The following is an 11042-nucleotide window of genomic DNA, read 5'->3' on the forward strand; positions in this document are numbered from 1 at the left end:
GTCGCCCCTTTCGGTGGCGCACGGCTTCACCATCAGCATGCATGCCCTTGATCCGATGCCTTAGGTGCAGGCCGGGCAGCGAAGCCTAAGACAGAAGCGCTGCTCGGCCGAGGACGGCGAGTGCCCCGGGTCGACGCAATTCCTCGGCGAACCCCAACGTGCGGTTCTAACGGCGCCTGCGCGAACGAGCGCAACAATTGCGAGGACGATTTCAATCACCTGGCCACACGGCACCTGGCAGACGCATCAGGGGTGGCTTACTCGCTTTAGTGGTTCCAAGGGTTCCATGCGCCATATCCAAAAACTACTTTCCCCCCGATCCCCGTTGTGCCGCGTCAGGCGGGAAACACCGTCTGATTTACAGGCCGGTTGAAGGGTTATGCGTGTTCGCCATGAGCTTCGGGGTGTTGGCAGGGTGTGGTCTGAAGGGGTGACAAATATCCGATTCATACATATAGTTAGGATGGAATTGCTGGTCTGCCGGGCGTGTTGAGCCCGGACCAACTCAAAGAGGAGCACTGTGACTGCGCACGAGTATCAAGAAGGCCGGGCCAGGGTCAACGGCCTGGACATCCATTACCTGGAATGGGGCAAGCGCGGGAACCAGCCGCTGGTGATGGTGCATGGTTTGAACGTCACCGCCCACACCTGGGATCCGATCGCGCGCCGTCTTGCGGAGAAGTACCACGTCATTGCCCCGGACCTGCGCGGTCATGGGGAGAGCAGCTGGTCCCCGCAGGGCTACGCGGTGCGGGCGTTCGCCGGTGATGTCACCGGGCTGCTCGGGCAGATGGGCATCGGACCCTACTACTTGGTCGGGCACTCCAACGGGGTGCGTGTCTCGATCGCGATCGCGGGGGAGAACCCCGGGCAGGTGCGGCGGATGGCGTTATCGGATGCGGGGCCGGCGACCAGCGTGGAGGGTGCGCGGTTCATGCGGGACTTCATCGCGCGCAACACGAACCTGCGCGGTTTCCGTGACGAGAACGAGGTGCGCGAGTTCTACGTGGCGCAGCACCCGGAGTGGGTCGAGGAGTTCATCGACCTGCACGTGAAGTACCAGGTGCGCCGGAACTGGGCGGGCAAGCTGGTGCCCAAGGCCGACCCGGACCTGCAGTGGATCACCGGCTCGGTGAGCCTGCCCGACGTCGAGTACCTGTGGGAGATGTCGGCGAAGGCGGCCATGCCGACCCTGTACATGATCGGGCGCACCAGCAACGTCCTGGACCAGCCGATCATCGACCGTCTTCAGCAGGTCATGCCCGACGTGCGGGTCGAATGGTTCGAGACCGGCCATTACATCCCCCGCGAGCAACCCAAACAATTCACCGACTCCCTCCTGGACTTCTTCGCGGAAGGCGAGCAACGATGAGTGAGCTCAGCCTCGTCGAGATGCTCACGTACATGGACTACTTTTGCGTGCCGGTGCCATCCGCACATCCACCATATTTGCAATGAGGGAAGGACCGAGGAGAACAACATGAAGATCGTTGTTTTGGCGAAGGAAGTTCCGGATACGGAAGAGGAGCGGGTATTGGACCTTCAGACGGGCCTGCTGGACCGGGTGGCTTCGGACCGGATACCGGACGAGATCAACGAGCGTGCCCTCGAGGTGGCCCTGCGGTTCAAAGATGAGAACAAGGATGCCGAGGTCGTCGTGCTCTGCGTCGGTCCGGCGCAGAGCACGAAGTCGCTGCGCAAACTGTTGTCGATGGGCGCGGACTCGGCGATCCATGTCGCAGACGACGGGTTGGCCGGGGCTGACGCGTCCGCGACTTCCGCGGCTTTGGCAGCGGCGTTGTCCTGGACCGGATATGACCTGGTGGTGGCCGGCAATGAGTCCACCGACGGGCGCGGCGGGGTCGTGCCGGCGATGGTTGCGGAGCGGCTGGGCTTGCCCCTGCTGCCCTCCTTGGGCACGGCGACGATCACGTCGAGTTCCGTGAGCGGCTTGGTCGGGGTCGAAGGCGGCACACTCTCGGTGAGCGCAGATTTGCCGGCGGTGATCTCGGTGACAGAGAGTGCTGCCGAGGCTAGGTTCCCGAATTTCAAGGGAATCCTGAAAGCGAAGAAAAAGCCGCTGCAAACCCTCGGGCTATCGGATCTCGGCGTAGGAAGCTTCAGTCCCACTCGCAGCGTCATGGTGTCCGCGAATGGGCGCCCGCCTCGGGCCATGGGCCGGAAAGTCGTCGACGAGGGCAATGCCGCCGCCGAACTAGCCGATTTCCTTGTTGCCGGCCGGCTCATCTGAACCTCTACAAGAACTCGAAGGGACATTTCCGATGGCCAATGTCATTGTTTTGATCGAAACCACGAACACGGGCGGGGCCAAATCCACCGCAGCCTCCTTGCTCGGTGCGGCCTCGTTGCTGGGCACCCCGGTGGCGGTTGCCGCCGTCGTGCACGGGGCGGGCGGCGATCTGGCCACCGAACTCGGTGCCCTGGGCGCGGCCAGCGTGCGTATCTATGAATCCGACAGGGCCGGCCAGTTGCTGGCTGCCCCGGACCTGGACGCGTTGTCGGATGCCGTACGTGTGCTTTCACCTGCAGCGGTGCTTGTGGCCAACACGGTCGAAAGCCGTGAGGTCGCCGCGCGCCTGGCAGTGCGAACGGGCGCGGGGCTGCTGATCGACGCAGTCGGCGTGCGCGCCGAGGGGGATCGCGTCATTGCCACGCACTCGGTGTTCGGCGGCGCGTACACCACCGAGTCGGCAGTCGACGGGGGACTGCCGATCATCACACTGCGCCTGGGGGCTATCGACGACCGAGCAGCGGCAGTGAATGCTGACGCCGTCAGCATGGCGGCGGAGAATGGTCCCGGTCGTTTCGCGACAATCGAGTCCTCAACTGCGACGACCGTGGATTCCGGACGCCCGGCCCTGCGGGGGGCAGCGGTAGTGGTTTCCGGTGGGCGCGGGCTTGGTTCGAAGGAGAACTTCGTCCTTGTCGAGCAGCTTGCAGATGCGCTAGGCGCGGCAGTGGGCGCTTCCCGCGCCGCGGTCGATGCCGGCTACGTACCGCAGTCGCACCAAGTGGGGCAGACGGGCGTCGCAGTATCCCCGCAACTGTATATCGCGCTGGGTATTTCCGGGGCGATCCAGCACCGGGCCGGGATGCAAACGTCCAAAACCATCGTGGCGATCAACAAGGACGAGGATGCCCCGATCTTCGACGTCGCCGACTTCGGCATTGTCGGCGACGTGTTCACCGTGGTTCCCCAGTTGATCGCGGCCGTTGAGGCCCGCCAGCTTTCCGCCAGCCGCTGACCGCTCAAACAAGGAAGCCACCGAAATGTCCTCGCCAACAAACATGCCCTCGACGTCCGCGCCGTCGTCGCCTAAGTCCGGGAAGCCAAGGAAGCCGGCCTGGCCCGGGTGGGTGCGGGCGGTGCTGGCGGGTGCGGCTGCCGTCGTAGTTTTGGCGCTGGTTGTGCTGCTGGCCAGGTGGCTGCGCACCCTCGGACCTATGCAGGATTTCCTGACGACGTATCCGGGGCAGGCCGAGCTGCCCGCGTCGACCCCGCTCGGCTTGCCGGCCTGGCTGGGGTGGCAGCACTTCCTCAACGCGTTCCTGATCCTGCTGATCGTCCGTTCCGGCTGGCTGGTGCGCACCACCGCCAGGCCCAAGGCGAACTGGACCCGGAACAACAAGGCCCTAATCAAAACGAAGAACCCGCCGAAAAAGATCAGCCTGGACCTCTGGTTCCACCTGAGCCTGGACGCATTGTGGGTTCTCAACGGGATTGTTTTCTTCATCATGCTCTTCGCCACGGGCCAATGGCTGCGGATTGTGCCGACAGGCTGGAACGTCATCCCGAACGCGCTGTCGGCGGCGTTGCAGTATGCGTCCCTGGACTGGCCGCTGGAGAGTGGCTGGAGTAACTACAACGCGCTGCAGTTGCTTTCATATTTCGCGGTCGTGTTCATCGCAGCGCCGTTGGCGATCGCCACCGGGCTGCGGATGTCCAACGTATGGCCCCAGCACACTGCCCGGCTGAACAGGGCGTACACGATCGAGATGGCCCGTGCCCTGCATTACCCGACGATGCTGTTCTTCGTGCTGTTCATCGTCATCCACGTGGTCCTGGTATTCACCACAGGGGCACTCCGAAACCTGAACCACATGTACGCTGCACGGGACGACGCCGGCTGGCTCGGCTTCTGGATGTTCGCCGGTTCGCTGGCCTTGATGAGCGCGTCCTGGTTCCTGGCACGCCCGCTCTTCCTGCGGCCCGTCGCGACCCTCACCGGCAAGGTGACGCGATAAACGCCGCATCGCTCGGGCCAAGAAACATTCGTTCTCGCGCTTTATAAGCGGCCCTTGTTCTAACCTGGAAGCGGGTTACGGGCAGCCGAATCGCGGGTAGGCATCGGACAACGAAGCAACGAGCAGCACACCGGGCTCTGTGAGCCAACTGGGATACGGGTCGGATCAGCTCCTCCCGGTCGAATCGGGCGACAAAATCGACGCGCATACGAGGAGAAAGACTGGATCCCTGAGCGGGGACGGTAACCTCCGCCACGAATAGAACTGCCGAATTGGACCAACTCGATGAGAGATCCGGGGTTCTATTGCATCTTCACCAACTGGCTGCTGCCACAACAAATCCACACGGGTTCCTAAAACGCCCCCGTTGGGGGTAGGCATCACTGGCGCCTGTGACCAGAGGGGCGATGCTGACCGCTGGGGTACTTAGCGGGTTTCGCTCCTGTAGTGGAGTCCAATCCAGGGTGCTGCGGTGAGTTCATCGTCCAGAGATTGTTGCGACGGCGACGCTACGTCTTCTGCCGTCGGATCCCGCAGGGGCTCTCCGTGACAGTCGGTACTTGTAGATTGCGAAATAGGCACTGGCATCTCCTGCTGGTTTGGGTGCGAACTATAGAGCGGCACGAACCGATTCAGTTCCCAGGACTTTGGACTGAGACGTACTCCTCGGGTCATCCCTGGCTGCGGATGGCAGCGTGTAGTGAGCGGCGGGGCGGCAGTTGTTGCGATAGGCGACGATCCGGGTGATCGTCTTTTGCAGCCCCGCCGCGGCTTGTGGATGGGCGATGCCCATAGAGGCCTTGGCGCCTAGGCTGGGTGGGCTTTTTCCGCTGCGGGATCGCTGCGGTTCTGGCGGATCCGGGAGTCGACGCGCCAGACGTCGATCCCGTCGCATTGATGAATCATCACCCGACCCATTCCCCCGCTCAGATAGATCCAAATAGTCAAGCCATCTGCGGTGATGTCGTCAACCCATCCGGTGGTCGATACGTTGAGACCGTTGCGTAGCTCGACGAATTCCTTGCGCCACAGGTACTTCCACCGCTTCACCAAGAGAGGCTGAGCCCGGCTAAGCGGCAGGCTGTGTCGGTGCTGCGGTTCGAGCTGACTGGAAAATCCAGCCTTCCGGCCTGCCGGTGGAGGTGTATTGAGTACCATGGATCCCTTTCGTCGTGACCCTCCACTGGTGCACGCGCTTTCAGCCGGCCGGGATAGGGTCAGTCCCGGTCATTCAGATCCAGCCCTTCGGTTGGGTGCGGAAAGTCATGTTGCATCTCGCATATAAACAATTAGTATCATATGCATGAATGGCAGGAAAGGGTCCGTTGGAACATTCCGCCCATAACCAATCGGCGGCCCGTGTCTCATGTCAGCTTGCCCTCCGGCACCGTGCGCCCAGCAGTATGAGTCAAACGGCAGCCGCAAAGCGGCAACTTTCGCGCGGGGGAGTCCGACGTATCAGTTGCTCGCCGAGGCGCGACCGGTCAGCCTCCGATAGATCTGCCAGCTCGGGGCCTCGGTGGAACCAGCACCCCCTCTATGCAATCCATTTACCGTCACGCGGGTACCCGAGGCGTCGGGTGTGACCCGCGCGTCGCCCACGGGCGCATTTGGGGAATGCGCCAGCGCTCGGGGATCAGACGTCGATGGTGCGCTGCCTGGCTTGGATGACGTCGTTGACTTCGATGGCCGTTGAGATGCGCGTGAGATCGGAAGCACGTGAAAGGTCAACTGCGAGCAGATCCTCGATCCGTCGGCGGGCTTCGATGACGAAGTCTTCTTTGATATGCAGCTGCTCGGCCGTCATACGAACATTGAGATCGTTGTGAATGAGGGCAGACAAGGTCGGCAGGAGCGACGGATCTTGGGCTAAGTCGTTGGCACGTAACGGGCCAAGCACGTCGTCGACATAGTGGCTCAGCGCGGATAAATCCGGGAGCTGAAGCAGAAGCCCGGTCAGTCCTAGATCGCTCAACACCAGGGTTCCGGGGGGACTCTCGCGCAGGGCTGCCAGCTCAATGGCTCCGCGGGCCGTTGCAAACGCTGCCGGATAGTCAGCGATGCTTGTGACCGGTCCCGTGATGGCAGCGTGTGTGCGATCCGTGCCTTGATTGCGTACTGAAGGAATCTGCCTGACCTGGTCGCCGATGCCTCGCACTTCGTTGATCGGCGTCGTTGGTCCCAGCGGCCAGAGAGCAACGATGTGTTCCTCGTGGGATCCGAGCAGCGGCTTTGGTGAGACTTGTCGTGCCATCCGTTCGAACGTGGCGGCAAGCCAGTATGGTCGAGCGCTTTCGATACGGGATTCGAATCGGACTGCGATGACTGCGTGGGGGAGTGACAGATCGTGGCCGAGCCGTGCGGCTTGGCTCAAGAACGTTGTGGAGCCGCGCCGTTTGCCTGACAGGAGTTCGGAGAGAATCTCGCCGGTGTCCCTCCACTCTGCCTGGGTCGCTGTCCGGGTGCGGAGGAGTTCCAGGGCTACGGGCGCCGCCGCGCGTTCCATCGCCTGGCGATCCAGCGGCCGCAGTTCGGAGAGCTTCCCGCTCGTCCAGATCCACGCGACGATCTTCTCCTTGATCATCACCGGAACCCGAACAACAGTCCCCGTCCCTGTTGGATCCGGAAGATGAACTTCGGACAGCAATCCGGTATTGCCTGCGGACGCGGCATCGGGGAGGGGGAGGCCGTCGGCATTCGCGAGGAGGGTGGCCGGGAGCGAAACGCCGTCGCGTTCGGTGTTGTAGAGGATGGTTCCGTTGGTCTCGCAGACAGCGACGGGACGATCCAGGATCTCTGCCAGGGCTCCGCCAAGTGCTCGAACTCCGCCACCTTCGAGCGTTAAGGCCGTCAAGCGCTCGTGGATCGCTTCGGCTTGTCTTTGCAGTTCGTACTGCTCCTCAAGCGACTCATTCAGCTCGTTGAGGACCGTGATCTTCTTCGCCTGTTCGGAGCGCAGACGACTGGTGGTGATGGCTATTGCCGCTTGGTCCGCCAGCATCAAGAGGCGCGATTCTTCTTCTTTAGTGAAGTGATGGGTTGATCGGGTGTAGCAGTTGAGGGTACCGAGTGTCTCATCGGCGGTGTTCAAAGGCACCGAGATCATGGAGTTATATCCTTGGTCTCTTGCGGCGGCTCTCCAAGTGAGCATCGTCGGATTACTTCCGAAGTCTTCGATCTGCACGGGAACGCCCATCGCGAACGCCTGACCGGCCGGCGTGGGGGTGTGAAGGCCGTGAAGTCGGACCGGGTGCGCTGCGTTTATGTCTCGGATGTAGTCGGCCGAGAGGCCGTAGGAGCCTTCGATCACCAGGACCTGCGATGCCGCGTCCGGGATGAAGATCGCACAGAAGTCGTACGACATCAATTTGCAGGCCGTCGCGGCGATCAGGTCCAACAGTTCGCTCAGCGAAACGCCACGATTGACTGCCGCGCCGATTTGGGCCAGCGCTTGCAGCCATCCTTGAATATGCTGGGCCATGCGATCAGGTCCCATTTTCACACTTAGAGTTTTTCACGGTTTCCCTTCACGAGCGAGAGACTACTCGCCTGACCAGGCAACCTGTTCCGGTACAGTCGAACAAAATGGCCGTGCCAGTGAGCGAATTCAAAAGTGGGAACCGAAGGTGTGTTGACAGTGTCAACACTTCGAGCCACGGACTGGGCCGTAAATCGGTCGGACTGGCCCGGATTCTCGATGTTTTCCGGACTCCCCAGTGTTTGCAGGGGTTGGAATGCGTTTCGAGTCCCACCTCGGGCACAGTGTTTTCGCAGTTCAGAGGCCTTTTGGCTTTTTAGTGTTGACAAAGCTTGACTTTTTGGAATTCTCTCTGGTGTATCGCGTTCTTCGCAACAGGCGTTGGATCGCGGAGTTCTCCGCACTGCCGGATCGGGTGTTTCCTTTGCAGTCGCCCGAATCACTTTGTGCGAGCTGGAGCATGCTGCGGGCTTCGAGGTCCGCAGCCGGTGGCACGCATTTGGCTCAATAAGGCTGCCGCTCCTTGCCGAGGCGCGTAGTTTCGGACCCCAGGTATGCGCCGTCAGCGTCGATCCCTCGTCCGCTGATGGCGGAGAACGAGCGGTTCACAGGCCACATCGGTCCCGAGCACGTCTGCCTGGCAATCAGGACCGACGGCGTATAGCTGAGCTGATGCAGGATCTGACGGACGAATACTTGGCGGGTCACAGCGTGTTGATGAACGGTTCTCGGGATGCTCGCCGTCATTGTTGACCTGTGACGACTGGACAAGACTTCTCGGACGAGATGGGGGCTGGGTTAGCGCCGCTGACGAGTGCGGAACGGGACCCATCTGACGAGTACATCGCAGAGCTGGCACAGTTACTGGGGCCGTCACGCCTCTTCACCCGCGAAGAAGTGCTCCAGCGATCCTCACCTGTACCCAGGGTGTCCGGCGTGTACGCGTGGTACTTCGATGAGGTGCCGCCGGGTGTTGACGTCCGCGACTGCCACGCAATCCCTGAAGGAGTGATGCTCTATGTCGGGATCGCGCCCAAAGAGCCGCCGCGCAATGGCGCGTCGCCGAGCACCCAGACGCTTTGGAACCGGATCCGATACCACTACCGCGGCAACGCCTACGGTTCCACACTACGGCTGACACTGGGCTGCCACCTGGCAGACAAGCTAGGCATCGCGCTCCGCAGAGTCGGCAGCGGAAACCGGCTGACCTTCACGCACCATGGCGAACATCAGATCAACGAGTGGATGAGCCGGCACGCCCGCGTGACCTGGGTCCAGACGGATACGCCCTGGCTGCCCGAAACGTACGCGATCGAGCAGCTGAATTTGCCGCTCAACCTCCAGGGCAACAGTCACCATCCCTACTACCCGACACTTAAGGCCCTCCGTGCTAAGCACAAGGCAATAGCGCGTGCGCTTCCTATCGCGTGAAGTCGGGCGGCTAATCATTGGTAGGACAGGAAACAGCACGGAGTCTGGACGCCCCAGCCTCAGGAGTTTTGCCATCAGTAGTATGTGCTTCGCGCAGCAGTGATGCGAAGTTCCCGCCAAAACCATCCGAAGCTGGCTTTCGAACCGCGCATCCATCGGGATACCGAACGGGGCTTACCCTGAGGGTTACGGGTTGAGATGATGTGGTGCAGGGCCGCGAGGTGACCTTCCGCGAGGTCGACGGCGTGGGTGTAGTCCAGCTGGCACGTCCCGTCCGGGGTGTCGTAGTCGCCGCCGAAGACCACCAGGTTTTCACGGCGCCCGACGGCGACCTGGGCGATGAACGGGACGAGGTTGTTCGGGATGCCCTGGGGCCCTCGCCGATGCGGCCGGAGGGGTGCGTGCCCACCGGGTTCAAGCCCTCCGCGCCCGCGGGAGTGGGTGCGATGCCGACGTCGATGCCCGTGTAAGGCTTACGTTGGTTACCATCCACGAGCTGCGGTCTTCGAGGCTGCTATGGCATCCCCCTATGTCGCTTGGCATGACTCGGCAGGTCGAGGCTCACCTTTGTCAAAGAGCCGAGGTGAACCGCCGGGTTGCGAGGAAGGTGGAAGCTTCGTCCATGCTTGTATCTGTACTGCCCCCGGCGGCGGGGGATTTGATCGTTTCTCCAGCATTTGTCTGTGCCTCCACATAATGTGAGGGCATGGAAGACCTTTGTGTGGGACCGACTTACGTGCCCTCGGAGCAGTGCGGACGGCCCGTGAAGGTTGTCGAGCCACAGCCAATGTGTCAGGCGCATTTTTCGCAGTGGGAGAACCGCGGCGAGATGCGGCCCATCCGGATTCCTATCGGGAATCGGCCGTGTAGCGCACCCGCGGACGAAGGCGGCGGTGTTTGTGCACGCAAGCCGGGACATAACAGTCCTGGGGGCCGCTCTGCGATTCGCACTTTGGCGGAAACACCGGACGCTCAAACCACTTCACCAACAGATCCGCGGCGTGCAGGATCACACCTGTGAAGCGCCGGGCATGACTAAAACCTACTGCGGCAGGGAAGCCAAGAGCCTCACCCCCATACGACTTTGTGGTACTCATTACGATCAGGTGCGGCGTGGGGTTGAGTTGTACGCCGTTAAGAGGTCGTACCCTTCCAGGGCGCGCGATGAGAACGGCAATAAGCGCTGCTGCATGTGTGAGCAGTGGCTGCCAGAGGACAGCTTTCCACCCAATTCCAATGCTCGGGACGGTCTCCGCAGTCAGTGTAAGCCGTGCGTTGCCGACGAACGCCGGGCACGAATATACGGGATCACCGGCCAGGCCTACAGGGCCCTTCTCGACTTGCAGAACGGCGTGTGTTACCTCTGCCGGGAAGTTCCAGAGGGCCGGCAGGGACTCATGGTTGATCATGACCATTCGTGCTGCTCCGATAGTCAAAAGACATGTGGGTTCTGTATACGGGGGCTGCTGTGTTGGAGTTGCAATGCGGCCATTGGGCATGCCAAGGACAGGGCAGAATTGCTGGAAAGAATGTCAATGTATTTGCGTGTGGGGGCCGATCACGTGGCGGCCTACTTAGCAGAGAAGAGAATCGCGGCAACTTAGCGGCATGTTGAATCGATCTGCCGAAAGTGGTTCGGCATACGCAAGCGACTATCTTTCGGTCGAGGCCACTTGCGGCGTTAATTGGCTGCGACATGCCCCGGCTGCACCAAGAATGTCAGTGGTGCCGAAGATACTGGCCTCATGTACAAGCTGTATGACTCAGAGTCGTTCGTCGCGGGAGCTTTCTTGCCCGCTCGGTGCCTGCCGTGGTTTTTTTCGGAGGTTCCGACCGGCAAGGCCAGTTGTCGGGAAGATCGCCTAAC

Annotated in this window: 9 protein-coding genes and 1 pseudogene; 6 read left to right on the forward strand and 4 right to left on the reverse strand. The window is 61.6% G+C overall.

The features are described from left to right. Positions 1-520 precede the first annotated feature (520 nt). The 4 genes from QRN52_RS07780 to QRN52_RS07795 all read left to right on the forward strand — a co-directional run bounded on the left by QRN52_RS07780 (position 521) and on the right by QRN52_RS07795 (position 4266). Positions 521-1372: an alpha/beta fold hydrolase gene (locus QRN52_RS07780; RefSeq protein ID WP_284752154.1), complete on the forward strand. Its 852-nt coding sequence runs from the start codon at positions 521-523 to the stop codon at positions 1370-1372. A gap of 108 nt (positions 1373-1480) precedes the next feature. Beyond that, complete coding sequence (locus tag QRN52_RS07785) at positions 1481-2251, forward strand: electron transfer flavoprotein subunit beta/FixA family protein (protein WP_284752155.1); 771 nt, start codon at positions 1481-1483, stop codon at positions 2249-2251. 31 nt (positions 2252-2282) lie between these two features. Then, positions 2283-3266 (forward strand): electron transfer flavoprotein subunit alpha/FixB family protein, encoded by a 984-nt coding sequence (locus tag QRN52_RS07790; protein ID WP_284752156.1) that lies wholly within the window; start codon positions 2283-2285, stop codon positions 3264-3266. 25 nt (positions 3267-3291) lie between these two features. Beyond that, entirely contained in the window at positions 3292-4266 is a 975-nt protein-coding gene (locus tag QRN52_RS07795; protein WP_284752157.1) for a cytochrome b/b6 domain-containing protein, read from the forward strand. An 807-nt stretch (positions 4267-5073) separates the two neighbouring features. Here the strand turns inward: QRN52_RS07795 and QRN52_RS07800 are convergent. The 3 genes from QRN52_RS07800 to QRN52_RS07810 form a co-directional block, all read right to left on the reverse strand. Continuing rightward, entirely contained in the window at positions 5074-5316 is a 243-nt protein-coding gene (locus tag QRN52_RS07800) for a hypothetical protein (RefSeq protein ID WP_284752158.1), read from the reverse strand. 586 nt (positions 5317-5902) lie between these two features. Beyond that, positions 5903-7747 (reverse strand): helix-turn-helix domain-containing protein, encoded by a 1845-nt coding sequence (locus QRN52_RS07805; RefSeq protein ID WP_284752159.1) that lies wholly within the window; start codon positions 7745-7747, stop codon positions 5903-5905. Positions 7748-8248: 501 nt separating this feature from the next. Further along, positions 8249-8452 carry a hypothetical protein gene (locus QRN52_RS07810; protein ID WP_284752160.1) on the reverse strand — a complete coding sequence of 68 codons (204 nt, stop codon included), beginning with the start codon at positions 8450-8452 and terminating at the stop codon, positions 8249-8251. Between the two features lie 48 nt (positions 8453-8500). Between QRN52_RS07810 and QRN52_RS07815 the strand changes: the two genes are divergently transcribed. Further along, positions 8501-9175, forward strand: coding sequence for a GIY-YIG nuclease family protein (locus QRN52_RS07815; RefSeq protein WP_284752161.1), 675 nt, complete (start codon positions 8501-8503; stop codon positions 9173-9175). A gap of 140 nt (positions 9176-9315) precedes the next feature. Here QRN52_RS07815 and QRN52_RS07820 read toward each other — a convergent pair. Beyond that, positions 9316-9590: pseudogene (locus QRN52_RS07820) on the reverse strand (NAD-dependent epimerase/dehydratase family protein); the annotation flags it as partial. Positions 9591-10365: 775 nt separating this feature from the next. Here QRN52_RS07820 and QRN52_RS23925 point away from each other — a divergent pair. Next, positions 10366-10779, forward strand: a complete 414-nt coding sequence (locus QRN52_RS23925; protein WP_350225135.1) for an endonuclease VII domain-containing protein — start codon at positions 10366-10368, stop codon at positions 10777-10779. Positions 10780-11042 lie beyond the last annotated feature (263 nt).

The organism is Arthrobacter sp. efr-133-R2A-120, from assembly GCF_030209835.1.
GTDB lineage: Bacteria > Actinomycetota > Actinomycetes > Actinomycetales > Micrococcaceae > Arthrobacter.

What these genes read in the sequence shown, in the direction of transcription:
- QRN52_RS07785 (WP_284752155.1), top strand. Translation starts at nt 1,481, where the DNA reads ATGAAGATCGTTGTTTTGGCGAAGGAAGTTCCGGATACGGAAGAGGAG.
- QRN52_RS07790 (WP_284752156.1), top strand. Translation starts at nt 2,283, where the DNA reads ATGGCCAATGTCATTGTTTTGATCGAAACCACGAACACGGGCGGGGCC.
- QRN52_RS07795 (WP_284752157.1), top strand. Translation starts at nt 3,292, where the DNA reads ATGTCCTCGCCAACAAACATGCCCTCGACGTCCGCGCCGTCGTCGCCT.
- QRN52_RS07805 (WP_284752159.1), bottom strand. Translation starts at nt 7,747, where the DNA reads ATGGCCCAGCATATTCAAGGATGGCTGCAAGCGCTGGCCCAAATCGGC.
- QRN52_RS23925 (WP_350225135.1), top strand. Translation starts at nt 10,366, where the DNA reads ATGTGTGAGCAGTGGCTGCCAGAGGACAGCTTTCCACCCAATTCCAAT.